Here is a 22128-nt window from a genome sequence, read left to right as displayed (position 1 = left end):
TCGGCTGGAACAGCGACGACAGCCGCGAGCCGCCGCCGGGGAGCCGCTCGCCCAGGCTGGCGGGGAGCGCCGCCAGGCCGGCGAAGCCGGACCCCGGCGCCGTCGCGCCGGTCTGCCGCCCGTACTCGGCCGCCACCGCCGCCGCGGCCGCGATGGCGCCCGCGGACGAGCCGCCCACCGAGCGGAAGCGGTACCGGCGCGCCAGCTCCACCAGCGCGAGCGGGTACACCACGCCGCTCGTGATGCCGCCCTTCATCACCAGGTCGCACTCCAGGAGCCCTTCGGCCTCGCCCGTCCCGTCCTGCATGCGGAGTCCCTCGCGGCTGTCACGATCGCAGGCCACTTTGCCATCGGTGAGGGGCTTGTCGAGCCGGCGGCCGCGCGCCGTGGGGGCGCCTGCCGCGCGGGTCCACCCGTCCGCGATGCCGCCCCCGTGCGAGCCCGGCGCGCCGCCGCGCCGGCGCACATGTCCGTGCCGGAGGCGCTCCGATGACCCGAGTTCCCGCCGCGGCCGCCTGGCCCGACCTGCCGCTCGCCCCGTGGGACGGCACCCGCCACGCGCTGCACATGTGGACCCAGATCATGGGCAAGACGCTGCTGGCGCTCGCCCCCGCGCAGAACCACTGGTGGCACACCGCGCTGCGCGTCTCCGCCCGCGGCCTGGCCAGCCCGGTCCCGATCGCCACGCCCGACGGCTGGCTCGACCTCGAGCTCGATCTCGTCGATCACGTGCTGGCGGTGCGGACCGATCGGCGCACCGCCTCCGTCCCGCTCGCGCCGCGCTCGGTGCACGCGTTCTACGACGAGTACCGGGCGCTGCTCGGCGCGCTGGGCGTGAGGGCCCGCCTCTCGCCGGTGCCCTGCGAGGTGCCGGATCCGGTCCCGTTCGACCGGGACGACGCGCCGCGGCCGTACGACGCCGAGGCCGCGAACCGCTTCTGGCAGGTGCTCCGGCGCTGCGCGGCCGCGCTGGAGTCGCTCTGCGACGGGTTCCTCGGCAAGCAGAGCCCGGTGCACTTCTTCTGGGGAAGCTTCGACCTCGCGGCGACGCGCTTCTCCGGGCGGCGCGCGCCGGAGCGGCCGGGCGCCGACGCCGTGACGCGCGAGGCGTACTCGCACGAGGTGATCTCGTTCGGCTTCTGGCCGGGCGGCGCGGCCGCCTCCGGGGCCCGCGTGGAGGAGCCGGTGCTCTACGCCTACGCGGCGCCGGAGCCGCCGGGCTTCCGCGACGCGGACCTGGGCGTCGCGGGCGCGCGCTACGACGCGCGGCTGGGCGAGTTCCTGCTCCCGTACGCGGCGGCCCGCGCCGCGCCGGATCCGGCCGCGGAGATCCGCGCGTTCTGCGAGGCGGCCTACCGCGCCGGCGCGAGCCTGGGCGGCTGGGATCGCGCCGCGCTGGAGCGGGCCGCCGGCGCCCCGGCGCCCGGTCCGTGAGCCCGCCCGCCGGCTCGGCGGGCCCGGACCAGATGGTGTAGAACGGACGGCCCGGCAAGGAGGCGGCACATGGACGTGGTCACCCGGCAGATCCGCAGCGAGATGGAGGGCGCCTCCTGGATCCGGCGCATGTTCGACGCCGGCCTCGAGCTGAAGCAGCGCATCGGCGCCGACAACGTGTTCGACTTCAGCCTGGGGAACCCGGACGTCCCGCCGCCCCCCGCCGCCGCCGCCGCGCTGCGCGGCCTCGCCGAGCAGATCACCGCGCCCATGGGGCTCGGCTACTGCCCGAACGCCGGGCTGCCCTCGGTCCGCGTGGCGCTGGCGCGCCGCCTCGCCGCCGAGCAGCAGGCGCCGGTCGAGGCGCGGCACCTCGTGCTCACCTGCGGCGCCGCCGGCGGGCTGGTCACGTTCTTCCGCGCGGTGCTGGAGCCGGGCGACGAGGTGCTGTGCTTCGCGCCGTACTTCGTGGAGTACGGCGCGTACGCCGGCCACTTCGGCGGCGTGCTCCGGGCGGTGCCGTCGAAGGTGCCGGACTTCACCCCCGACCTCGCCGCGCTGGAGGCCGCCATCGGCCCGCGCGCGCGGGTGGTGCTCGTCAACTCGCCCAACAACCCCACCGGCCGCATCTACGACGCCGCCACGATGCGGGCGCTCGGCGCGCTGCTCTCGCGCGTCAACCAGGGCCGCGAGCGCCCGGTGTTCCTCGTCTCCGACGAGCCCTACCGCCGGCTCGCCTACGGCGGCGCGGAGGTGGCGCCGATCCTGCCGCTCACCCCGTTCTCGCTGGTGGTGGGCTCGTTCTCGAAGAGCCTGTCGCTCGCCGGCGAGCGGGTGGGTTATCTGCTGGTGAACCCCGCCATGCCCGACTCGCAGGTGCTGGTGGACGCGCTCACCCTCACCAACCGCACGCTCGGCTTCGTGAACGCGCCGGTGGTGGGGCAGCGGCTCGTCGAGGCGCTGGTGGACGAGAGCGTGGACGTCGCCGTCTACGATCGCCGCCGCCGCGCCATGGCCGAGGCGCTCACCGGCGCCGGCATCGCGTTCCACCTGCCCGAGGGCGCGTTCTACTTCTTCCCGGAGGCGCCGGGCGGCGACGATCAGGCCTTCGTGCGGCTCCTGCTGGAGGAGAACATCCTGGCCGTGCCGGGTCGCGGCTTCGGCATGCCGGGCTACGTCCGGCTCACGTTCTGCGTGGACGAGCAGGTGATCCGGCGCGCCGCCCCGGGCTTCGCCCGCGCCGCGCGGAAGGCGCGCGGGGCCTAGCGGCCGGCGCTCGCGGCCTGCGGCGCGCGGTCGCACGCGCGCCGCCAACGCGCAAGACGATCCCACTCCGCCGACGACAACCCCGCCCCACCGGCGCCCGCGCCGCCGCGCGGAACGCCGTCGTTCCGCGCCCCTCCGGCCCGGCGCCGCGGTTGCAGTGCGGCCGCGCACACAACGTGCGACGGCCGGCCCGCCGGCGTCGGAGGAGACCCGATGAAGCGAATGCTGCTCGTGATGGCGCTCGCGCTCGCGATGCCGCCGGTGGCGAAGGCGCAGGAGCCCACCCCGGAGTCCGGCCTCATGGTCCGGCTGCGCGCGCTGTACCTGGTCCCCGCCGACCGGTCCGACGCCATCCCCGCGCTCGGCGTCCCGAAGGACGCGATCACCGTGAGCGACAAGGTCATCCCCGAGGTGGACGTCTCCTGGTTCTTCAACCGGTTCCTCGCGGCCGAGCTCGTCCTGACCTACCCGCAGGAGCACGACGTGAAGCTGTCGGGCGCGAAGATCGGGACGTTCAGCCACCTGCCCCCGACGCTCACGGTGCAGGGCCACCTGCCCCTCGGTCGCGTGAAGCCGTACCTCGGCGCCGGCGTGAACTTCACGCTCATCACCGCCACCGACCTCGCGGTGCCCGGCGTCGGCAAGCTCGAGCTGGAGGACTACAGCCTCGGGCTCGCGGCCCAGGCGGGAGTGGACGTGCAGGTGACCGGGCGCTGGTACGCCAACGCGGACGTGAAGTACGTCACGATCCGGTCCGACGTGAAGGCCGGCGGTGCCAAGGTGAGCGAGGTCCGCGTCGATCCGTGGCTGATCGGCGGGGGCATCGGGTACCGGTTCTAGCCTCGGAGGCGCGCCGGGCGCGGGCGTGACGCGCGCGTTCTTGCGCGGGCCCTGCGCCTCCGTGCGCGTTCAACGGCAGCCGGCGCCCTGCTATCTCCCCGTCGCCCGCGCGCGGACGACGCGCACGCGGGCGACGGGGAGGAGGTCGCAGCCATGAGGGACGCGAGGGACCCGGGTGGGCAAGCGGCGCCGGCCGTGGGCGGCGGCGTCCGGGAGCATGCCGCGGCGGACGGCGCGGCGTCCCGCGACGCCGGCCTCGACGGCGCGACGCTGGCGCACGAGCTGAAGAACCCGCTCACCGCGGTGAAGGCGCTCGTCCAGCTCGGGCTGGGCAACCCGCGGGAGGCCGCGTCGCACGAGCGGCTCGAGCAGGTGGCGCGCGCGGTGGAGCGGATGGAGCGGATCCTGCGCGACTACCTCGCGTCGGCGCGGGGGATGTCCGAGCTCGCCCCGGCGCGGGTCGAGGTCGGCCCGCTCGTCTCGGGCGTGCTCCAGGGGCTCTCGGCGCGCGCGAGCGAGGCGCGGGTGCGGCTCGTGACGCACGGGGACGCGACCGTCGAGGCCGATCCCCGGCGCCTCGAGGAGGCGCTCGTCAACCTGGTCGCGAACGGGATCGAGGCCACCCCGCCGGGCGGGGAGGTCGAGGTGGAGGTGCTGTCGTCGGCGGAGGGCGCCGAGCTGGTGGTGCGCGACACCGGCACCGGCATCGCGCCGGACGCGCTGCAGCGGCTCGGCACGCCGTTCTTCAGCACCCGCTCCGGCGGGAACGGCCTGGGCGTCGCGCACGTGCGCTCGGTGATCGCGATGCACGGCGGCTCGCTCCAGTACGAGAGCGAGCCGGGCAAGGGCACCGTGGTCCGGGCCACGCTGCCCCGCCGCGCCCGGGCGGCCTAGGACGCCGTCGAGCGAGACGCGCCCCGGAGCCGCTCGCCCCGAGCCCGTCGAAGGGCGAGCTAGAGGAGCGCGGCCGCCGCGAGCGCGAGCGCCGCCACCGCGGCGCCGGCGCACCAGTCGCGGGCGCGGGGCGGGGGCACGCCGGTCCACGCCTCGGGCCGGTCCAGCCGGCGCGCGGCCACCGCCAGCGTCTGGTCCCAGGTCATGCGCGCGAGGTTGCGCGTCCCGGCCTCCACCACCAGCGCCAGCGCCCGGGTCCTCGACAGGCGCAGCCGCCGCGCCCGCAGCGCGGCGCGCGCCGCCTCGAACGCGGCGAGCGCGCGCGGGACGAAGTGCACCATGAGCAGGAGCGCGAGCGAGGCGCTCCACGCGCGATCGCGCAGCACCGGCCGCGTCAGCGTGGCGAGCGCGAGCCCCAGCGCGCGCGGGCTGACGAGGGCGCTCACCGCGGCGCCGAGCAGGAGCAGCGCCGCGAGCCGAAGGCACAGGAGCCCGGCGGTGGCGAGCGCGGCCGGGGGCGGGGTGCCGCCGGCGAGGTCGAGCGCGAGCTTCACGCCGCCCCACAGGAGCGCGAACCCGCCCGCCCAGCGCGCCAGCCGGCGCGCCTCGCGCGCGGTCGCCCCGGACGCCGCCAGCGCCGCCGCGAAGCCGGCCGCGTAGACGGCGTTGGCCGCGGGGCCGGCACGCCACACCAGCACGCCGAACAGGAGCGCGAGCAGCAGCACCACCCGCCCGTCCACCTCGCCGAGCGGACCGCGCGCCCGCCGCGCGGCGGGCCAGGACGGCGCCCCGGTCACGCCCATGGGTCGAGCCCGTGCGCGGAGAGCCACGCGCCCGGCGGCCGGACCCCGTGCCGGCGCAGCAGCGGGAACACGGCCTCGGCCGCGCCGTCCGCCACCAGCCGCCCGCGCTCCAGCACCAGCCAGCGATCGGCGAGGTCCGCGAGCGCCTCGAGGTCGTGCGCGGCCACGACCTGGGTGACGCCCGCCGCCCGGTTCGCGGCGAGCACCGCGCGCACCTCGCGGATGGCCGGGTAGTCGAGCCCGGCGAACGGCTCGTCGAGCAGCAGCACCTCGGGCGCGTCGCGGAGCGCGGTGGCGATGCAGAGCTTCCGGCGCGTCCCGAGCGAGAGCGCGTGGACCGGCGCCGCGAGGTCGGCGAGGCCGAGCCGCGCCGCGAGCGCCCGGGCCGCGTCGCGCGCCGCGGCGTCTCCGGGCCGCAGGCCGAGCAGCAGGTCCTCCTCCACCGTCGCGCCGATGATCTGCTGATCCGGGTCCTGGAGCACCAGCGCCGCGCGGCGGCGGAGGGCCTCCTCGGCGCCGGGCGAGGCGTCGCCGCCCACCGCGAGCGTCCCGGCGCTCGGGGTGAACAGCCCGGCGAGGAGCGCGAGCAGCGTGGACTTGCCGGAGCCGTTCGCGCCCACCACCGCGCAGAGCGCGCCGCGCGGCAGCGCGAAGTCGATCGCCTCGAGCGCCGGTCCGCCCGCGCCGAACGCGTAGCCGAGCCCGTCCGCGCGGATCATGCCGGCGCGAGCCCCTGCGCCCGGAGGCGGCGCGCCACCCACAGCGCGACCACCACCTTCACCACGTCGAACGGCAGGAACGGGACCACGCCGGCCACGATCGCCTGGCGCGCGCCGAGGTGGAGCACCGCGGCGAGCCAGGCCGCGCCGATGACGTAGGCGGCCGCGAGCGCCGCCGCGCCGGCGACGAGGCCGGCGCCCCAGCCGATGGGGCCGCGCCGCGGGACGAGGCCGGTGAGCGCCGCCGCGACCACGAAGCCGAACAGGTAGCCGCCGGTCGGACCGAGCACCACGCCCAGCCCGGCGGCGCCGCCCGCGAACACCGGGAGGCCGAGCACGCCCGCCGCCACGTAGAGCGCCACCGCCGCGGCGCCGCGCGCGGGGCCGAGGAGGTAGCCGGCCAGGAACGCGAACAGCGGCTGGAGCGTGATGGGCACGGCGCCGACCGGCACCTGGATCCACGCGCCCACCGCGATGCACGCGGCGAGCAGCGCCGTCCAGACCAGCCGGTGCACGCGGGCGAGCGGGGGAGCCGGCGCGGGGCGGGGCGGGGCGGGGTCGGCGTTCGGGGCGGGCATGGCTGGGCTGCGTGGCCGCGGGTGCGGCGCGCCAAGGAACCACCTCCGGCGCGTGGGCGCAAGGGCGCGCACGGGCGAGGCGCGCCGCCTCGCGGCAGGTTAGATGTGCCCCCGGCCATGACCTCCCGCCCCGCGCTGCCGATGGTCCACGTGGTGCGCCCGCCGCGCGTGCCCTCCGCGAAGCCTCCGCTGCTCGTGCTGCTGCACGGCATCGGCGCGGACGAGCGCGATCTCCTGCCGCTCGCCGCCCACCTCGACCCGCGGTTCCTCACGGTCTCGCTGCGCGCGCCGAACGAGGCGGAGCCCATGGGCTTCGCCTGGTACGCCATCGACTGGCGCACCGCGCCGCCTCGCCACGACGTGGCGCAGGCGGCCGCCAGCCTCGAGGCGCTGCTGGCGTTCCTGGCGGACGCGCCCGCCGCGCTCGGCACCGACCCCGCGCGCACGTTCCTGTTCGGCTTCAGCCAGGGCGCGGCCATGTCGCTCGCGGCGGCGCTGGCGCGCCCGGAGCTGGTGCGCGGCGCGGTGCTCCACTCCGGCCGCCCGCTCCCCGGCCAGCCCGGGCCGGCCGGCGAGCTCGCCGGCCTGGAGGTGCTGGTGCTGCACGGCCTCGCCGATCCGGTGCTCCCGCCGGAGCAAGGCCGCGCCATCCGCGACCTGCTCGCCCCCGCGCTCGGGCCGCGCCTCGTCCACCGCGAGCTCGACTGCGCGCACGAGGTCACCGCCGAGACGCTGGCCGAGGCGGCGGGCTGGCTCTCGGCGCGGCTGGGGTAGGCTCGCGCCGTGCATCCGCGCGCCCGCGCCCGCGCCCTCGCGGTCGCCTGCGCCGCCGCGCTCGCGCCGGCGCGCGCGCTCGCCGGCCCGCCGTACACCACCGACGACCCGGAGCCGGTGCCGTTCCGCCACTGGGAGGTCTACCTCGCGACCGCCGACCAGTGGTCGCACGCGGACGGCTGGGGCGGCACCGCCCCGCACGTCGAGGTGAACCACGGCGCGCTCCCCGACCTGCAGCTCCACCTGGTCGCGCCGCTCGCCTGGGTGCGCCCGCCCGGCGGCCCGGCCCGCGCCGGCTACGGCGACACCGAGCTCGGCGCCAAGTGGCGCGTCGTGCACGAGGGCGAGCGCCGGCCGCAGGTGGGCGTGTTCCCGCTGGTGGAGCTGCCCACCGGCGACGACCGCCGCGGCCTGGGCGCCGGCCACGCGCAGGTGTTCCTGCCGGTGTGGCTGCAGAAGAGCCTGGGCGAGTGGACGACCTACGGCGGCGGCGGGTACTGGGTGAGCCCCGGCGCGGGGAACCGGAGCTGGTGGCTCCTCGGATGGCAGGCGCAGCGCCGGGTGGCGGAGGGCGTCGCGCTCGGCGCCGAGGTGTTCCACGCGACCGCGCGCGAGCCGGGCGGGAGCGGCGACACGCGCTTCAACGTCGGCGCGGTCCTCGACTTTGGCGAGCTGCACCACGTGCTCGCCTCGGCGGGCCGCGCGCTCGGCTCCCGCGCCGCGCAGGCCTACCTCGCGTACCAGCTCACCTTCGGCCCCGCCGGCGGGCCGGAGGCGCGCGCCGCCTCCGGCGCGACGCGCTGAGCGGGCCGGCGCCGGATCACCCGCGGCGCGGGCAGAGGGTGGCGAGGAACGACTGGGCGATGTCCATGGCGTGCCCGGCGTCGCGTGCCTCCGGGCCCCAGGGATTCGCACAGCGGCGGCTGCCCCCGGCGTCCTGCACGTAGACCTTGCGACCGTCGATCCACACCCGGTGGCTGTCGCCTCGCGGGCACCTCGCCCTGGCGAGCTCCTCGAGCGCCATGTGCGCCTCCGTGTCGTTAGGCTCGTTCGCGGTGGGGGTCGTCTCGCGAGCCGTCCAGCCCGGCCCAGGCCTCGGCGACGAGCCCGCGGAACCGCTCGAAGGCAGCGAACACCTCCGCGTCGGCGGGGCGCTTCGACTCGAGCCGGCCGGGCAGCTCGGCCAGCCACGCGTCGCGTCGCTCGACCAGCCGCCGGAGCAGCGCATCGCGTTCCTCGGCGCCGAGCGTCTCGAGCGGCTGCCGGCCGGTCCTGGCGACGAACTCGAGCCAGCCGAGCCACGGCTCGAGAAAGCCCCAGCGCAGGTGCTCGCGCAGCGACGGGTCTGCCTCGGCCAGGCGTGCCACGCTGGGCGACCACTCGTAGTAGCGGCTCCAGAAGACGTGGAAGAAGTCGCGCGCGACCGGATCCGCCGTGATGGACCGATCGCGTGCACCGCGCAGCGCCGCGATCTCGGGCGCGTCGGCGCCCACGCACGCGGTCGCGATGATGCAGGCGGACGACCCGGCGGCCCCTTCGCGCTTCCCGATGCGCGCGACGCGCGCGTCGTCGTACTCCGCGATCTGCGCGAGCAGCTGCCGCGCCGCGAGCCGCTTCGTCGAGTTGTCGGAGTGCTCCAGGAAGGCCTGCAGGTCCGCCGCGGCCGCCCTCCGATTCTTGAGCCGCCACCGCAGCTCGCCGATGCTCGCGAGGTGTCTGGCGCCGGATGTTCCCTCGAGGTGCGCGACCTGCTCGTACGCGTCGAGGGCGGCCCTGAAGTCCGCCTCGGTGTCGGAGGAGGCGAAGGGGGATGGGACGCGCTCGCACGCCTCCTCGAAGTACCGCTCCAGCTCGTGGACCTGCGCGGCGAAGTTGTAGTGGTAGATGGCCTTGGATTGCAGCGCCTCCGCCCACACGTCCGCGTGCGTGCGCTCCGGATCCAGCGCCTGGAGCTCCGCGAGCAACGCCTCGAGCGCGGGCAGGACGCGCTTGCGGCCCTCATCCCGGTAGAAGAACGTGTACACGCCCGCGCTGTCGGCCGCGCCGTCGCTGTGCCGCTTCATGAACGCATAGGCCTCGTCGTGGAGCGCGCCGATCGCAGCGTCGATGCGCCCGATGCCGACGGCGAGATCCTCCAGCGCCTTTCGCGAGTCCATGGTCTCCCCCGGCAGACGGTGGCGAGCTAGACGCCGGGCTCGACGTCCAGCTCGACGATCCACCCGCGGCTGACCGCGAGCTTCCGCGGCGGCCAGACCAGCACGAAGTACGGCGCCACGAGCAGGACGAGGAACAGCATCTCGGGGACGAAGCCGTTCACCGAGCGCGCGACCCACCGGCCGATCGGCGTCCCGTACACCACCGCGACGGCGGCTGCCCATCCTGCGAACAGCAGCACGGGTCCCCACTGATGCTGGGCGAGGCCGACGGCTCCGCCCACCACGGCGCCCCAGAGCGCGGCGAGCCCGGCGATGATGCCGAGCCCGCCCGCGCGCAGCTGGTAGTACTCCAAGGTCTTCATCGGGCACGTTCCTTTCCCGTCCTGCCGCCCGGAGGCGCAGGCTGGACGACGCATCGCTGGGGACACCCCCCGGCGCGCCCACGGAACCGATTGGCAGCGCAGCCGGAACCGACGTTCATCCGAATACGGCCCCCGGCGGGTTGTCAACGGTGTGTAGATATACGGACAGTGAATCGCGTCCAGGGGCGCGAGGCGCAAGGGGATTGAGAGGGCCGCGGAGCGCGGGGCTCGCCTCCGCCGCCGACGTGGACTTCGCCCTTCGGGTGAGGGAGTCCCGCGGCGCGCGGGCGAGGTCCACACACGTACCGTGCGGATTTCGCACCCATCGTGCTGGCCGGCGGCCGCTACCGCGCGGCGCGCTTCCGCCGCTCCAGCACCCCCAGCGCCGCCGCCTGCCGGCGCAGCAGCTCCACCAGCGCGGCCGCGGCCGGCGAGAGCGGGCCGCCGCGCCGGCGCCGCACCAGCGCCGTGTCCCGGTGGAGGCGCGGGAGCTCGCGCACCGCGACCTCCGCCAGGGCGCCGCGCGCCAGGTCCTCGGCGACGTAGGTCCGCACGAAGAACCCGACCCCCGCGCCCTCCAGCGCGAGCGCGCGGGCCGTCTCCATGGGGAGCTCCACCGGCGTCCCGGCCTGCTCGGCGAGGCGGGTCAGGAGCGGGTGGTGCGCCTGCCACCACCGCAACCGGAACATGGGCCGGCCCAGCTCGACCAGCTCGCCGGCCGTGAGGGCCGGGCGCGTGGTGATGGGGTGGCCGGGGCGCGCCACCAGCACCACCGGCTCGTGGAACCGCAGCACGTCCTGCAGCTCGGCGCCGACCGGATCCGTGCAGGGCCACGTCACGATCCCGAGGTCGACGAGGCCGTCGAGCAGCAGCCCCACGATGCGTTCGTGGTCGCCGGCCCGCACCAGGCAGTCGACCTCGGGGTGGGCGCGCACGAACGCGCCGAGCGCCGGGCCCACCAGGCCGCCCGCGACCGAGCCGAGCGTGCCGAGCCGGACGCGGCCGCGCTGGCCGACCTGCGCGAGCCGCGACGCCTCCAGCCCCTCGGCCAGGACCTCCAGCGCGCGCCGCGCGTACGGCAGCAGGCTCTCGCCCAGCGCGGTGAGCGCCACCCGGCGGCCGCGCGTGAACAGCGCGCCGCCCACCTGCTCCTCCAGCGCGCGGATGCGCGCGCTCACCGCCGGCTGGCCGAGGCCGAGCGCGATCGCGGCGCGGGTGAAGCTCCCCTCCCGCGCCACCTGGTCGAACGCCGCGAGCTGCTCCCGGTCCATGCAGCCTCCATCGAGGTCGTCGATGCGAACTATACGGTTCATCGGCTGTGTCAATCGAGCGGCACGGCTATGTTGAGCGGCGTCCGGGGCCTCGACGCGCCCCGCGGAGGACGCCATGAGGACCATCCGGATGGCCACGCCCGACGACGCCGGCGACGTCGCGGAGATCTACGGCGCGGTGGTGACGGGGACGCCCATCTCGTTCGAGCTGGAGCCGCCCGGCCCCGAGGAGCTGGCGCGGCGGATGGAGGCGGTGCTCGCGCTCGCGCCGTGGCTGGTCTGCGAGGACGGGGGGCGGGTGGACGGGTACGTCTACGCCTCGCGCCACCACGAGCGCGCCGCGTACCGGTGGAGCGTGGACGTGACGGTGTACGTGCGCGAGGGCCGGCGCCGCGGCGGCATCGGGCGCGCGCTCTACACGGCGCTCCTCGAGCTGCTCCGCGCGCAGGGCTTCCACGCCGCCCACGCCGGGATCACGCTGCCGAACGCCGGGAGCGTGGGCCTGCACGAGGCGCTCGGCTTCCGCCCGATCGGCGTGTACCCGCGCGTCGGCTGGAAGATGGGCGCCTGGCACGACGTCGGGTACTGGCAGCTCGAGCTGCGCGAGCGGACCGGCTCGCCCGGGCCGATCCTGCCGGTCGAGGCGCTCCGCCGGTCGGCCGCGTGGGACCGCGCCCTGGCCGCCGGCGAGGCCCTGCTCGCGCGGTAGCCGCCCGCCGGCCGCTCCGACCCTTCCCCACGCCGCGGCGCCCCGGGTGTATGGATGGCCGGAACGGCGCCGCGCGCGGAGCGCGGCGGGCGCGCGGAGGAGCGATGGCGGACACGGCGGCGCGGCAGGGCGGCACGGTGGTGGTGGTGAACGCGGAGCAGATGGGCCGCGGGGACGACGGGCTCGGGGCGAAGCTGCTCGCGAACTACCTGCGCACGCTCGCGTCCCTCGAGCCGAAGCCCGAGGCGATCGTGTTCTACAACGGCGCCGTGCGGCTGCTCGGCCCCGGCTCGGCGCACCTGGAGGCGCTGCGCCAGCTCGACGACGCCGGCGTGGACCTGCTCGCGTGCATCACCTGCCTCGAGTTCTTCCAGCTCACCGGCAAGCTCGAGGTCGGCCACGTCAGCAACATGCGCGAGATCGCGCAGCGCACGCTGGCCGCGGCGAAGGTGATCACCCTCTGACGGAGGAGGCGTCCATGGCGCTCGCGACGCGCAGGCTGGGCAGCCAGGGGCTCGAGGTCTCGGCGCTCGGCCTCGGCTGCATGGGGATGAGCCAGTCGTACGGCGAGGCCGACGAGGCCGAGTCGATCGCCACGCTGCACCGGGCGCTCGAGCTGGGCGTCACCTTCCTCGACACCGCCGAGGTGTACGGGCCCTTCCACAACGAGGAGCTGCTCGGCCGCGCGCTGGCCGGGAAGCGCGACCGGGCGGTCGTCGCCACCAAGTTCGGCTTCGACCTCGCCGGGGGCGCGCGCAGGGGCGGCCTCGACAGCCGTCCCGAGCACGTGCGAGCGGCGGTGGAGGGCTCGCTCCGGCGGCTGCGCACCGACCGGATCGACCTCCTCTACCAGCACCGGGTCGATCCCGCGGTGCCGATCGAGGACGTGGTCGGGGCCATGTCGCGCCTGGTGGACGAGGGCAAGGTGCGGTACCTCGGCCTCTCCGAGGCGGGGGCGAGGACCCTCCGCCGCGCGCACGCCGTCCACCCGATCACCGCCCTGCAGAGCGAGTACTCGCTGTGGGAGCGGAACCTGCAGCCGGAGATCCTCCCGCTGCTCCGCGAGCTGGGCATCGGGCTGGTGGCGTTCTCGCCGCTCGGGCGCGGCTTCCTCACCGGCGCGGTGCGCCGGGCCGAGGAGTACCCCGACACCGACTTCCGCCGGCGCGACCCGCGCTTCCAGGGCGCGAACTACGACGCGAACGTGCGCGCCGCCGACGCGGTCCGCGCGCTCGCCGCGCGCAAGGGCGCGACGCCCGGCCAGCTCGCGCTCGCGTGGCTGCTGCACGAGGGCGACGACATCGTGCCCATCCCCGGGACGAAGCGCCGGCGGTACCTCGAGGAGAACGTCGCGGCCGGGGCGATCGCGCTCTCGCCCGCGGAGCGGGCCGAGCTGGACGCGGCGCTCTCGCCGGGCAAGGTGGCCGGCCCGCGCTACGACGAGGACCGGATGCGGACGGTGGACCGCTAGGGCTCTCGCGCCGGGTCCGGCGGGCGCAGCACCTCGTACCCGCCCAGCTCGGACCGGACCCGCCACCGGGCGAGGGCGGCGGTCCGGTCGAAGCCGATCCGCTCGTAGTGCGCGCGCACCGCCGCGACGGCGCCGTCGAGCGCCGCCCGGCTCTCCCACACGGCGAGCGTCAGGACGTCGAAGCGCGACGGTCCGCCGGTCTTGCGGAACACGAGGTGGCCGCGGAAGCCGGGGAGCCCGGCGAGGACCTCGAGGTTGCCGTGCATGGCGGCCTCGAACTCGGCGCGCGCGTCCTCGGGGACCTCGAACGCGTCGATGCGGAACTGCAGGGCGGGATCGTCCTCGAGGGGCGTGGTGAGCAGGGTCATGCCGGGGATCTGCGGCGCGCGGCGGCCCGGCGATTGTACGAATTCATGGCGTTGCGCCCGGGCCGGCGCGCCGCCAAGTATCGGCCGTGCAGGTGCGAACGTTCCCGCCCGGCGCCGCGCTCGCGGACGTCGTCCGCTGCTTCCAGATCGTGGAGGCGCCGGAGGAGGCGACGCGCACGCTCCTCCCCGACCCGGGCGTGGTCGTCGCGTTCCGCTACCGGGGCGCCGCCGTGCGGATCGAGGGCGCGGAGGCGACGCGGATCCCGGACGCCGCGGTCACCGGGCCGCGCGGGACGATCCGGCGCATCCGGACGCTCGCCGGCGGCGGCCTGGTGGTGGCGAAGCTCCGCGAGGACGGCGCCGCCCGGCTCCTCGACGTGCCGGTGCGCGAGCTGTACGGGGCCGTGCTGCCCGCGGACGCGCTCGCGCCGCGCGCCGCCGTGGCTCGCACCGCCGCCCGGATCGCGGAGGCGGCCACCGACGCGGAGCGCGTGGCGAGCCTCGAGGCGTTCCTGCTCGCCCGCAGGGCCGCGCGCGCGCCGGACCGGCTGGTCGCGGCGGCGGTGGAGGCCATCCGCGCGCGGCGCGGCGGCCTGCGGATCGCCGCGCTCGCGCGGCAGCTCGGGCTGGGCCAGGACGCGCTCGAGAAGCGCTTCCGGGCCGTGGTCGGCACCTCGCCCAAGCAGCTCGCCTCGCTGCTGCGCCTGCACCATGCGATCGAGGTCCACCTGGGCGGCGCGCCGCTGTCGAGCGCGCCGTACCAGGCCGGCTACTACGACCAGTCGCACTTCATCCGCGAGTTCCGGGCGGTGACGGGCGAGCCGCCCGGGCGCTACTTCGCCGCCGGCACCCACGGCTGACCGGGCCCGAGGCCGGCCTCGAGCTCGGCCTCGGTGAAGCGCGGCGTGATGTGCTGGGAGCAGTTCCAGTCGAACGCCGCCACCTCCACCACGAAGGCGCGCTCGACCCGCCCCGCGGCGGGCGAGGGCGCGAGCGCCGCGAGGAGCGCCGGGTCCTCCGGCCCGACCAGCCGCGCGTGGCCGAGCAGCTTCAGGCGCGTGCGCGCCGGGTAGTCCATGAAGAACAGCGCCACCCGGTCGTCGTGCCCGACGTTGCCGACGGTGACGTACTGCCGGTTGCCGCGGTAGTCGGCGAACGCGATCGTCCGCGGTCCGAGCACGTGCACGAAGCCCGGCGGGCCGCCGCGGTGCTGCAGGTACGGCCAGCCGGTCTCGCCCACGCTCGCGAGGTAGAAGCTGTCGCGCGCGGCGATGAACCCGGCCTCGTCCGGGCCGAGCGCGTCGTGGTGGTCGGGGCCGCCCTCCATCCGCGCGTAGGCGGCCCGGCTGCCCATCTCCTCCTGCACCGCGCGGACCGCGGGCGTGAAGGCGAGCTCGGCGAATCGGTGTCCCATGGTGACGCTCCGTGAGCGAGGGCCGCCCGGTCCCGCGCCCGGCGCCGCGAGGCGGCCGGGCGGGGACCGGACCGGCCGGATCAGGTCCCCGACGCCTTCGCCCCGACGGCGCGACCGAGGAAGTCGCGGACGAGCCGCGCGATGTGCGGGCCGTGCGTCTCGAGCGCGAAGTGGCCGGTGTCGAGCAGGTGGATCTCGGCGGCCGGGTTGTCGCGCCGGTAGGGCTCCGCGCCGGCCGCCACGAAGATGGCGTCGTTCTTCCCCCAGACCACCAGCGTGGGCGGACGGTGCGCCCGGAAGTAGGCCTGCCACGCCGGGTAGAGCGGGAGGTTGGTGCGGTAGTCGTGGAACAGGTCGAGCTGGATCTCCTGGTTGCCGGGGCGGTCGAGCCGGGACTGGTCCATCGTCCAGGTGTCCGGGCTCACCAGCGACGCGTCGGGCACGCCGTTCGTGTACTGCCAGTGCGTGGCCTTCAGCGAGGTGAGCCAGCGAATCGCCTCGCGGTCCTCGGCGCTCCCCGAGGCCCAGTACGCCTTGATGGGATCCCAGAACTCGCGGATGCCCTCGTGGTAGGCGTTGCCGTTCTGGACCACGAGCGCGGTCACCCGGTCCGGGTGCGCGGTGGCGAGCCGGAAGCCCACCGGCGCGCCGTAGTCCATCACGTAGAGCGCATAGCGGCGGAGGCCGAGCTGCTGGGTGAGCGCGTCCACCACCTCCGCGTAGCGGTCGAACGTGTACGCGAACGCGTCGCGGGCCGGCATGCCGGAGTGGCCGAAGCCGGGGTAGTCGGGGGCGATCACGTGGTAGCGGTCCGCGAGCGCCGGGATGAGGTTGCGGAACATGTGCGAGGACGTCGGGAAGCCGTGCAGCAGGAGCACCGCCGGCGCGCCGGGCCGGCCGGCCTCCCGGTAGAAGACCTCCACGCCGTCCACGGTGGCGGTCCGGTAGCGGACCTGGACGGCGGGCGCCGCCTGGGCCGCGGGCGCGGCGGCGGTGCGGGCCGGCAGCGCGGCCGGGGTGAGCGCCAGCGCGGCGAGCAGCGCCGCGGGGAGGTGCCGCGCCGGGCGGCGGTTCGGGGGGATGCGGATCACGTGGACCTCTCTCGTTCGGTGGGCGGGGGCGGAAGTGCCCCCGGACGCGAGAGAAGGTGGCGCGGGCGGCGCCTCGAAAGAATACGTGGGGCGCGCAACGCATTCTTTCGCGAGGAGGAAGGATGGACCGGGTCCACCAGCTCCAGGTGCTCGTGGCGGTGGCGGAGACGGGCGGGTTCGCCCGGGCGGGCGCGCGGCTCCGCATCTCGCCGCCGGCGGTCACGCGCGCGATCTCGGCGCTCGAGGCGCGGCTCGGCGCGCGCCTGTTCAACCGCACCACGCGCACCGTGCGGCCCACCGAGGCGGGCCTGCGCCTGCTCGAGCGCGCGCGGCGGCTCCTCGCGGACCTCGAGACCGCCGAGCGCGAGGCGGCCGGGGAGCGGGCCGCGCCCACCGGCCACCTCACGCTCACCGCCTCGGTGACGTTCGGCCGCTGGGCGCTCGCTCCGGCGGTGCGCGCGTTCCTGGGCCTGCACCCGGGCGTCACCGCCTCGCTCGTGCTGGTGGACCGGGTCGTGAACCTGGTGGAGGAGGGGGTGGACGTGGCGGTGCGCATCGGCCAGCTCCCGGACTCCGACCTGGTGGCGCGCAGGCTCGGCGAGATCCGGCGGGTGCTGGTGGCGAGCCCGGCGTACCTGCGCACGCGCGGCGCCCCGGCCTCGCCCGCCCGGCTCCGCGAGCACGCCGTGATCGCCTTCACCGGCCTCCAGGCCGGCCGCGAGTGGAGCTTCTCCGAGGGCGGCCGGCGGGTGGGCGTGGCGGTCGTGCCGCGCCTGGTGGTGAACGACGCGCTCGCGGCGCTCGACGCCGCCGAGGCCGGCGAGGGCATCACGGTGGCGCTCTCCTACCTCGTGGCGGAGCGGATCGCCGCCGGCCGGCTCGTCCCCGTGCTGGGCCGCTTCGCCCCGGCGCCCGCGCCCGTCCAGCTCGTCCACCCGCACGCGCGGCTGGTCGCGCCCAAGGTGCGCGCCTTCGTGGACTTCGCCGCGCCGCGGCTCGCGGCGGCGATCGCGGCGCTGCCGCCCATCCCGGAGCGGCCCGCGGGGCCCAGGCGTCCGGCGCGCGCTACTCGCGCATGAGCGGGTTCGACGGCGCCTTCGCGGCGTCGCCGCCCGCGCGACACAGCCGCGCCCAGTGGCGGTCGCCCGGGAAGTGCGAGAGCAGCGCCGCGAACGCGATCGCCCACAGCGGAAGCGCGCGAGGGTCGCGTGTCACCATGAACACCACCACCGCGAACAGCGCGGCGCCCTCGCACATCGCGGTGGCGACGATGAGCCGGGTGAGCGCCAGCCGCTCGCGGGTGAGCGCGGGGCCGGCGGACGGCGCGGCCGGGCGCATCCGGACCGCCCAGAGCCAGGACACCGGCACCTCGACCGCCACCAGCACGGTCAGCACCAGCAGGAGCGGCTGCGCGATCCCGGGGGCGGGCTCGCCGCGGAGCCGCACCGCGAACGCCACCACCAGGAACAGCACCGGCGCCACGGCCAGCACGCCCCAGATCATCACCGCGTTGCGACGCTCCGGCAAACGGTCCATGCGACCTCCCTGGACCAGCAGTGTACCGGATCCCGCCGCGGAGTCCGCGCGCGGTCACCGCGCCATCGCGCGGAGGATGAGCCTGGCGACCGCAGGCGCCTGCTCCTCCAGCAGGAAGTGCCCGCCGTCGAGGAGGTGGATCTCGGCGCGCGGCAGGTCGCGCCGGTAGGCCTCGGCGCCGGCGGCGAGGAAGATCGGATCGCCGCGCCCCCAGACGACCAGCGTCCGGGGCCGGTGCGCGCGGAGATAGGCGTGCCACGCGGCGTAGCGGGCCACGTTCTCGCGATAGTCGAGGAACAGGGCGAGCTGGATCGCCTCGTTGCCCGGCCGGTCGAGGAGCGCCTGATCCAGGACCCACGCATCCGGGTTCAGGGCCTCGGGGGCGCGGGCGCCCGCGGTGTACTGGAAGCGCGTGCCCTCGGGACGGAGGAAGGCCCGCACCCTGGCGGTCGCCTCGGGACCCTGGTCGCTCCAGTACGCCTGGAACGCCTCTCGCGTCAGCGCGCTCAGCCCCTCCTCGTACGCGTTCGCGTTCTGGATCACCAGGCCGCGCACGCGCTCCGGGTGGCGCGCGGCGAGGCGGAAGCCGATCGGGCCGCCGTAGTCCTGCAGGTAGAGCACGTAGCGCTCGAGCCCCAGCTGCTCGAGCAGCGTCTCCATCGTCTCCGCCAGGCGATCGAACGTGTAGCGGTACGCGCCGGGCGGCGGCGCGTCGGAGTGGCCGAAGCCGGGGTAGTCCGGTGCCACCACGTGGAAGCGCGTGGCGAGCAGCGGGATGAGGTCGCGGAACATGTGCGACGACGAGGGGAAGCCGTGCAGGAGCACGATGGCCGGTGCGTCGGGCGGGCCGGCCTCGCGGAAGAAGATGCCGACGCCGTCCACGGTCGCCCGGCGGTAGCGGACGGCCAGGGGTGAGCCGGCGGCGACGGCCGGGACGGCGGCGAGGGCGATGGCCAGGGCGCCGGCGGCGAGGGTGGGCTTCGGGCTGGACATGAGGGCTCCGGTGCGTGGCCCGGGAGGCGGGGCCGGTAACGAGAAACAGCGCCTTTGACGCGTTACCGAATCGTAACGTGCAAAACGCGGTTGGACCCGTTACGGATGGGGAGCTGATGGATCCACGCCCGCTGCTCGTCGGCAGCCACCCCGCCGCCGACTTCCTCAACACGACCGTCTCGACGGCGGACGGTCCCGTGGAGCGCCTGGTGGACGGCCGGGCGCTCCTGGACTGGCTCGTGGCGGTCGGCCTGCTGGAGGCGCCCGCCGCCGCCGCCGCGCGCGCGCGCTGGCCCGCTGCCGACCTGGATCGGGTCGCCGCCGAGGCGCGCCGGCTGCGCGAGCGCGCGCGTCGCGTGCTCGAGGACTGGCGCGCCGGGCGGGCGCTGCGCCCCGGGCGGCTCCTGCCGCTGAACGCGCTGCTCGAGCGCGGCAGCGCGCACCGCGCGCTCGCGCTCCGCGGTGGCCGGTGGACGCTCGTGGAGCGCGCCCGCCTGGACGCGCCGGCTCAGCTCCTCGTCCCGGTGGCGCAGGCGCTCGCGGCGCTGCTCGCGGACGAGGAGCCGGAGCGCGTGAGGTCGTGCGCCGGCGCCGGCTGCACGCTCTGGTTCGTCGACCGCACCCGGAGCGGCCGCCGCCGCTTCTGCAGCGCCGAGCTCTGCGGCAACCGCGCGCGCGTGGCCGCCTACCGGCAGCGGCACGGGCGCGGCGGCTGAGCCGCGCGCGTCACCGGTAGCCGGTCACGTCCGCGGGCTTCCCCGGATCCTGCACCTCGACCATGTAGCGCCAGGCGTCGGGCCGGCTCCCGTCCACGTCGGTGAAGCCGTAGACCTTCGCGAGCTGGCCGCTCGAGAGCGACTGGCCGTTCCAGCGCGCCACCTCGGGATCCGCCGCCAGCGCGGCCACCGCCCGGCCCACGAACGCGGGCGTCTCGGAGATGGCGAAGTGCGGCTCCTTCGCCAGGGCGTCGCGCCAGTTCGCCTCGGTGACGCCGAACAGCTCGAGCATCAGCTCCGAGCGCAGCCAGCCCGGGGTGAGCGCCACCGCCGTCGCGCGGTGCGGCGCGAGCTCGTGCCCGAGCGCCCAGGCCATGCGCAGGTTGGCGGCCTTGACGAGGTCGTAGAAGAACGACACCCGGTAGTTCCGCGCGTTGTACTCGGCGGTGCCGTCGGTCACCTCCACCACGAGGCCGCCCGGCGAGCGGATGAGGAGCGGCAGCGCGTGGTGCGCCGTGATGGCGTGCGTGTCCACCGCGAGCCGGAGCGTGTGGAGCCCGTACTCGAGGTCGGACTCCCAGACCGTCCTGTTCCACTCCATCTTCGTGCCGCCGAAGATGTCGTTCACGAGCACGTGGAGCGCGCCCTGCTCGCGGTCGATGCGCTCGACCAGCGCGCGGACCTCTCCCGGCACCAGGTGATCCACGGCGACGGCGATGCCGCGCCCGCCGGCGCGGGTCACGAGCTCGGCCGTCTCCTCGATGGTCTCGGGCCGGTCCATCTCCGAGCGCCGCGCGCGCGTGCTGCGGCCGGTGCAGTACACCGTCGCACCTGCGGCGCCGAGCTCGACCGCGATCCCACGTCCCGCGGCCCGCGTCGCGCCGGCCACGAGGGCGACCTTTCCTTCCAGGGGCTTCGTCATGGTGGAGCTCCTCCGGTTTCGGGCCGGACCATTTACTCACGGCGAACCGCGCCCGCCACGCTTTGCGGCCGCCTCCCCATCGGTGGCATCGTCCCCGGACGCGCCTCGCCCGCGACCCTCGCCGTGCCCCTCCCCGGACGCTTCCCCAAAGAGCCGCGCGTCCACGCTGGACGCCGCGGCGGCGGGCGACGACCGTCATCGCATGGGCGGGGCGCGCACCCTCACGGCGGCAGGCGGGGAGACGTCCTTCCGCGGCGACGATCGCCTCCTGCTCGGCATCATCCTGGGCGTCCTGACCTTCTGGCTGTTCGCGCAGACGACGCTCAACATCGCGCCGGACATGCGCCGCGACCTCGGCACCGGCGAGAGCGTCATGAACATCGCCGTGGCGCTCACCGCGCTGTTCTCCGGCATCTTCATCGTGGTCATGGGCGGCCTCGCCGATCGCGTCGGGCGCGTGAGGATGGTCAGGCTGGGGTTCCTGGCGAGCATCGCCGGTTCGCTGCTGGTTGGCCTCGCGCCGGCCGGCGCGCTGGCCGTGCCGTTCCTCCTGGCGGGCCGCGCGCTGCAGGGGCTCTCGGGCGCGTGCATCATGCCGGCGAGCCTCGCGCTCGTGAAGGCGTACTGGGACGGCGCGGAGCGGCAGCGCGCGATCAGCCTGTGGTCGATCGGCTCCTGGGGCGGCTCGGGGGTGTGCTCCCTGTTCGGCGGGCTCGTGACGCAGAACCTGGGCTGGCGCTACATCTTCTTCGCCTCGGTGCTGGTCGCCGTCATCGGCCTGCTGCTGCTGCGCGGGACGCCGGAGAGCCGCGCCGAGGGCGGCGCGACCGACTACCGGTTCGACCTCGCCGGCGTGCTCGCGTTCATGGTCGCGATGGTGGCCCTGCAGGTGGTGGTCACGCAGGGGAACCAGCTCGGCTGGACCAGCCCGGCGTCGCTCGGCCTCGTCGCGGCGACGCTCCTCTTCGGCGGGCTGTTCCTCCGGATCGAGCGCAGGGCCCGCAGCCCCTTCATCGACTTCGGGCTGTTCCGGAGCTCTACCTACACCGGCGCGACCGTCTCCAACTTCCTGCTGAACGGCGTCGCCGGGACGCTGATCGTGTCGCTGCAGCTGGTGCAGGTCGGCGGCGGCATGACCGCCCAGCGCGCGGGGGTCCTGACGCTGGGCTACGCCGTCGCCATCATCGCGTTCATCCGCGTGGGCGAGAAGCTGCTCCGGCGCTTCGGCGCGCGCCGGCCCATGCTCTGGGGCTGCGCGATCACCGGCGCGTCCATCCTGCTGCTCGCCCCGTCCAACGTGATGCTGGCGCGGTACGAGGTGATGGCCGTGATCGGCTACACCCTGTTCGGCGTCGGGCTGGCGTTCTACGCGACGCCCTCGACCGACGCGGCGCTCTCGAACCTGCCTGCGTCGCAGGCCGGCGCCGGGTCGGGCCTCTACAAGATGGCCTCGTCCCTCGGCGCCGCCTTCGGGGTGGCGATCTCCGCGGCGATCTTCACCGCGCTCCGCGCCGCGCCTCGGAGCGTGAGCTGGCTCGAGGGCGTGATCACGTTCCAGGGGCGGCAGGACAACCTGGCCGTGCGCGAGGCCGCCATCGTCGCGCTGGGCTTCAACGAGCTGATGGTCGTCGTCGCCATCGTCTCCATCGTCCTCACCATCCCGCAGGGCGGGCGGGACCGGGGCGGCTGAGCGCCTCGCCGGCGCGAGGTGCGCGAACGGGCCGGATCCCGGCCAGCACGGACTTCCGGACGCACCCGGTGCCGCTAGCGCGATCCGCCGGCCCCCAGGGATCGGCTCGACGCCTCGCACG

The 22128-nt window shown here is 76.0% G+C and carries 26 protein-coding genes and 1 pseudogene; 13 read left to right on the top strand and 14 right to left on the bottom strand.

Features of this window, described 5'->3' with window-relative positions:
* Window positions 1-307 (bottom strand): annotated as a pseudogene (locus tag PSR1_RS24370) (patatin-like phospholipase family protein); the annotation flags it as partial.
* A gap of 182 nt (window positions 308-489) precedes the next feature.
* Between PSR1_RS24370 and PSR1_RS03195 the strand changes: the two are divergent.
* From PSR1_RS03195 to PSR1_RS03180, 4 genes are all read left to right on the top strand, one after another.
* The gene (locus tag PSR1_RS03195; protein WP_059436197.1) at window positions 490-1434 is read left to right on the top strand and encodes a DUF5996 family protein; all 945 of its coding nucleotides are present in this window, start codon (window positions 490-492) and stop codon (window positions 1432-1434) included.
* A gap of 69 nt (window positions 1435-1503) precedes the next feature.
* Complete coding sequence (locus PSR1_RS03190) at window positions 1504-2700, top strand: pyridoxal phosphate-dependent aminotransferase (RefSeq protein WP_059436196.1); 1197 nt, start codon at window positions 1504-1506, stop codon at window positions 2698-2700.
* A 213-nt stretch (window positions 2701-2913) separates the two neighbouring features.
* Entirely contained in the window at window positions 2914-3540 is a 627-nt protein-coding gene (locus tag PSR1_RS03185; RefSeq protein WP_059436195.1) for an OmpW family protein, read from the top strand.
* 153 nt (window positions 3541-3693) lie between these two features.
* Complete coding sequence (locus PSR1_RS03180) at window positions 3694-4434, top strand: HAMP domain-containing sensor histidine kinase (RefSeq protein ID WP_059436194.1); 741 nt, start codon at window positions 3694-3696, stop codon at window positions 4432-4434.
* Between the two features lie 59 nt (window positions 4435-4493).
* Here the strand turns inward: PSR1_RS03180 and PSR1_RS03175 are convergent, their stop codons facing one another.
* From PSR1_RS03175 to PSR1_RS03165, 3 genes are read right to left on the bottom strand one after another with little or no spacing between them, the layout of a single operon-like run.
* Window positions 4494-5237: a hypothetical protein gene (locus tag PSR1_RS03175; protein WP_059436193.1), complete on the bottom strand. Its 744-nt coding sequence runs from the start codon at window positions 5235-5237 to the stop codon at window positions 4494-4496.
* A complete protein-coding gene (locus tag PSR1_RS03170) occupies window positions 5228-5956 on the bottom strand; it encodes an energy-coupling factor ABC transporter ATP-binding protein (RefSeq protein WP_059436192.1) in 729 nt (242 codons plus the stop codon). Before PSR1_RS03170 ends, PSR1_RS03175 begins: the two co-directional genes overlap by 10 nt.
* The gene (locus PSR1_RS03165) at window positions 5953-6534 is read right to left on the bottom strand and encodes a biotin transporter BioY (RefSeq protein ID WP_059436191.1); all 582 of its coding nucleotides are present in this window, start codon (window positions 6532-6534) and stop codon (window positions 5953-5955) included. Before PSR1_RS03165 ends, PSR1_RS03170 begins: the two co-directional genes overlap by 4 nt.
* Before the next feature lie 117 nt (window positions 6535-6651).
* Here PSR1_RS03165 and PSR1_RS03160 point away from each other — a divergent pair, with 117 nt between their 5' ends.
* Window positions 6652-7308: an alpha/beta hydrolase gene (locus tag PSR1_RS03160; protein WP_059436190.1), complete on the top strand. Its 657-nt coding sequence runs from the start codon at window positions 6652-6654 to the stop codon at window positions 7306-7308.
* A gap of 9 nt (window positions 7309-7317) precedes the next feature.
* Window positions 7318-8112, top strand: coding sequence for a hypothetical protein (locus PSR1_RS03155; RefSeq protein WP_059436189.1), 795 nt, complete (start codon window positions 7318-7320; stop codon window positions 8110-8112).
* Between the two features lie 16 nt (window positions 8113-8128).
* Here PSR1_RS03155 and PSR1_RS03150 read toward each other — a convergent pair whose 3' ends face one another.
* From PSR1_RS03150 to PSR1_RS03135, 4 genes are all read right to left on the bottom strand, one after another.
* Window positions 8129-8332 carry a hypothetical protein gene (locus PSR1_RS03150; RefSeq protein ID WP_059436188.1) on the bottom strand — a complete coding sequence of 68 codons (204 nt, stop codon included), beginning with the start codon at window positions 8330-8332 and terminating at the stop codon, window positions 8129-8131.
* Window positions 8333-8348: 16 nt separating this feature from the next.
* Complete coding sequence (locus PSR1_RS03145; RefSeq protein WP_059436187.1) at window positions 8349-9464, bottom strand: hypothetical protein; 1116 nt, start codon at window positions 9462-9464, stop codon at window positions 8349-8351.
* Window positions 9465-9490: 26 nt separating this feature from the next.
* Window positions 9491-9826 carry a hypothetical protein gene (locus tag PSR1_RS03140; protein WP_059436186.1) on the bottom strand — a complete coding sequence of 112 codons (336 nt, stop codon included), beginning with the start codon at window positions 9824-9826 and terminating at the stop codon, window positions 9491-9493.
* Window positions 9827-10170: 344 nt separating this feature from the next.
* Window positions 10171-11139, bottom strand: coding sequence for a LysR family transcriptional regulator (locus PSR1_RS03135; RefSeq protein ID WP_237757799.1), 969 nt, complete (start codon window positions 11137-11139; stop codon window positions 10171-10173).
* 73 nt (window positions 11140-11212) lie between these two features.
* Here PSR1_RS03135 and PSR1_RS03130 point away from each other — a divergent pair, with 73 nt between their 5' ends.
* From PSR1_RS03130 to PSR1_RS03120, 3 genes are all read left to right on the top strand, one after another.
* A complete protein-coding gene (locus tag PSR1_RS03130) occupies window positions 11213-11806 on the top strand; it encodes an arsinothricin resistance N-acetyltransferase ArsN1 family B (RefSeq protein WP_059436184.1) in 594 nt (197 codons plus the stop codon).
* Between the two features lie 104 nt (window positions 11807-11910).
* Window positions 11911-12270 (top strand): sulfurtransferase-like selenium metabolism protein YedF, encoded by a 360-nt coding sequence (gene yedF / locus PSR1_RS03125; RefSeq protein ID WP_059436183.1) that lies wholly within the window; start codon window positions 11911-11913, stop codon window positions 12268-12270.
* 14 nt (window positions 12271-12284) lie between these two features.
* Window positions 12285-13277: an aldo/keto reductase gene (locus PSR1_RS03120; RefSeq protein ID WP_059436182.1), complete on the top strand. Its 993-nt coding sequence runs from the start codon at window positions 12285-12287 to the stop codon at window positions 13275-13277.
* Here the strand turns inward: PSR1_RS03120 and PSR1_RS03115 are convergent.
* Window positions 13274-13645: an antibiotic biosynthesis monooxygenase gene (locus PSR1_RS03115; protein ID WP_059436181.1), complete on the bottom strand. Its 372-nt coding sequence runs from the start codon at window positions 13643-13645 to the stop codon at window positions 13274-13276. The genes PSR1_RS03120 and PSR1_RS03115 overlap by 4 nt on opposite strands.
* An 86-nt stretch (window positions 13646-13731) precedes the next feature.
* Here PSR1_RS03115 and PSR1_RS03110 point away from each other — a divergent pair, with 86 nt between their 5' ends.
* Entirely contained in the window at window positions 13732-14505 is a 774-nt protein-coding gene (locus tag PSR1_RS03110; protein WP_059436180.1) for an AraC family transcriptional regulator, read from the top strand.
* Here PSR1_RS03110 and PSR1_RS03105 read toward each other — a convergent pair.
* On the bottom strand, window positions 14478-15059 hold the full coding sequence (locus PSR1_RS03105) for a pyridoxamine 5'-phosphate oxidase family protein (RefSeq protein WP_059436179.1): 582 nt from the start codon (window positions 15057-15059) through the stop codon (window positions 14478-14480). The two genes, PSR1_RS03110 and PSR1_RS03105, sit on opposite strands and share 28 nt — an antisense overlap.
* Before the next feature lie 80 nt (window positions 15060-15139).
* Complete coding sequence (locus tag PSR1_RS03100) at window positions 15140-16150, bottom strand: alpha/beta fold hydrolase (RefSeq protein ID WP_059436178.1); 1011 nt, start codon at window positions 16148-16150, stop codon at window positions 15140-15142.
* 122 nt (window positions 16151-16272) lie between these two features.
* On the opposite strand from PSR1_RS03100, the gene PSR1_RS03095 reads away from it, so the two are divergent.
* Window positions 16273-17229, top strand: coding sequence for a LysR family transcriptional regulator (locus tag PSR1_RS03095; protein ID WP_059436177.1), 957 nt, complete (start codon window positions 16273-16275; stop codon window positions 17227-17229).
* Here the strand turns inward: PSR1_RS03095 and PSR1_RS03090 are convergent.
* A complete protein-coding gene (locus PSR1_RS03090) occupies window positions 17216-17686 on the bottom strand; it encodes a hypothetical protein (protein WP_059436176.1) in 471 nt (156 codons plus the stop codon). The two genes, PSR1_RS03095 and PSR1_RS03090, sit on opposite strands and share 14 nt — an antisense overlap.
* 54 nt (window positions 17687-17740) lie before the next feature.
* Window positions 17741-18679: an alpha/beta fold hydrolase gene (locus PSR1_RS03085; RefSeq protein ID WP_059436175.1), complete on the bottom strand. Its 939-nt coding sequence runs from the start codon at window positions 18677-18679 to the stop codon at window positions 17741-17743.
* A gap of 116 nt (window positions 18680-18795) precedes the next feature.
* Between PSR1_RS03085 and PSR1_RS03080 the strand changes: the two genes are divergently transcribed.
* The gene (locus PSR1_RS03080; RefSeq protein ID WP_059436174.1) at window positions 18796-19395 is read left to right on the top strand and encodes an ABATE domain-containing protein; all 600 of its coding nucleotides are present in this window, start codon (window positions 18796-18798) and stop codon (window positions 19393-19395) included.
* A 10-nt stretch (window positions 19396-19405) separates the two neighbouring features.
* On the opposite strand, the gene PSR1_RS03075 is transcribed toward PSR1_RS03080, so the two are convergent.
* Window positions 19406-20317, bottom strand: coding sequence for an SDR family oxidoreductase (locus PSR1_RS03075; protein ID WP_059436173.1), 912 nt, complete (start codon window positions 20315-20317; stop codon window positions 19406-19408).
* A 202-nt stretch (window positions 20318-20519) separates the two neighbouring features.
* Here PSR1_RS03075 and PSR1_RS03070 point away from each other — a divergent pair, with 202 nt between their 5' ends.
* The gene (locus PSR1_RS03070) at window positions 20520-22007 is read left to right on the top strand and encodes an MFS transporter (protein WP_059436172.1); all 1488 of its coding nucleotides are present in this window, start codon (window positions 20520-20522) and stop codon (window positions 22005-22007) included.
* The last annotated feature ends 121 nt before the right edge of the window (window positions 22008-22128 follow it).

This window comes from Anaeromyxobacter sp. PSR-1 (assembly GCF_000964525.1).
In the GTDB taxonomy this organism is placed as follows: domain Bacteria; phylum Myxococcota; class Myxococcia; order Myxococcales; family Anaeromyxobacteraceae; genus Anaeromyxobacter.
The sequence above is the reverse complement of the archived record's forward strand: the minus strand, read 5'-3'. Positions and strand labels throughout refer to the sequence as shown.

Coding starts and splice junctions, on each gene's coding strand:
- PSR1_RS03190 (WP_059436196.1), top strand. CDS start 1,504: ATGGACGTGGTCACCCGGCAGATCCGCAGCGAGATGGAGGGCGCCTCC.
- PSR1_RS03140 (WP_059436186.1), bottom strand. CDS start 9,826: ATGAAGACCTTGGAGTACTACCAGCTGCGCGCGGGCGGGCTCGGCATC.
- PSR1_RS03165 (WP_059436191.1), bottom strand. CDS start 6,534: ATGCCCGCCCCGAACGCCGACCCCGCCCCGCCCCGCCCCGCGCCGGCT.
- PSR1_RS03160 (WP_059436190.1), top strand. CDS start 6,652: ATGACCTCCCGCCCCGCGCTGCCGATGGTCCACGTGGTGCGCCCGCCG.
- PSR1_RS03135 (WP_237757799.1), bottom strand. CDS start 11,139: ATGAACCGTATAGTTCGCATCGACGACCTCGATGGAGGCTGCATGGAC.
- PSR1_RS03185 (WP_059436195.1), top strand. CDS start 2,914: ATGAAGCGAATGCTGCTCGTGATGGCGCTCGCGCTCGCGATGCCGCCG.
- PSR1_RS03180 (WP_059436194.1), top strand. CDS start 3,694: ATGAGGGACGCGAGGGACCCGGGTGGGCAAGCGGCGCCGGCCGTGGGC.
- PSR1_RS03085 (WP_059436175.1), bottom strand. CDS start 18,679: ATGTCCAGCCCGAAGCCCACCCTCGCCGCCGGCGCCCTGGCCATCGCC.
- PSR1_RS03130 (WP_059436184.1), top strand. CDS start 11,213: ATGAGGACCATCCGGATGGCCACGCCCGACGACGCCGGCGACGTCGCG.
- PSR1_RS03115 (WP_059436181.1), bottom strand. CDS start 13,645: ATGACCCTGCTCACCACGCCCCTCGAGGACGATCCCGCCCTGCAGTTC.
- yedF (WP_059436183.1), top strand. CDS start 11,911: ATGGCGGACACGGCGGCGCGGCAGGGCGGCACGGTGGTGGTGGTGAAC.
- PSR1_RS03150 (WP_059436188.1), bottom strand. CDS start 8,332: ATGGCGCTCGAGGAGCTCGCCAGGGCGAGGTGCCCGCGAGGCGACAGC.
- PSR1_RS03105 (WP_059436179.1), bottom strand. CDS start 15,059: ATGGGACACCGATTCGCCGAGCTCGCCTTCACGCCCGCGGTCCGCGCG.
- PSR1_RS03195 (WP_059436197.1), top strand. CDS start 490: ATGACCCGAGTTCCCGCCGCGGCCGCCTGGCCCGACCTGCCGCTCGCC.
- PSR1_RS03090 (WP_059436176.1), bottom strand. CDS start 17,686: ATGGACCGTTTGCCGGAGCGTCGCAACGCGGTGATGATCTGGGGCGTG.
- PSR1_RS03075 (WP_059436173.1), bottom strand. CDS start 20,317: ATGACGAAGCCCCTGGAAGGAAAGGTCGCCCTCGTGGCCGGCGCGACG.
- PSR1_RS03175 (WP_059436193.1), bottom strand. CDS start 5,237: ATGGGCGTGACCGGGGCGCCGTCCTGGCCCGCCGCGCGGCGGGCGCGC.
- PSR1_RS03120 (WP_059436182.1), top strand. CDS start 12,285: ATGGCGCTCGCGACGCGCAGGCTGGGCAGCCAGGGGCTCGAGGTCTCG.
- PSR1_RS03145 (WP_059436187.1), bottom strand. CDS start 9,464: ATGGACTCGCGAAAGGCGCTGGAGGATCTCGCCGTCGGCATCGGGCGC.
- PSR1_RS03095 (WP_059436177.1), top strand. CDS start 16,273: ATGGACCGGGTCCACCAGCTCCAGGTGCTCGTGGCGGTGGCGGAGACG.
- PSR1_RS03080 (WP_059436174.1), top strand. CDS start 18,796: ATGGATCCACGCCCGCTGCTCGTCGGCAGCCACCCCGCCGCCGACTTC.
- PSR1_RS03170 (WP_059436192.1), bottom strand. CDS start 5,956: ATGATCCGCGCGGACGGGCTCGGCTACGCGTTCGGCGCGGGCGGACCG.
- PSR1_RS03070 (WP_059436172.1), top strand. CDS start 20,520: ATGGGCGGGGCGCGCACCCTCACGGCGGCAGGCGGGGAGACGTCCTTC.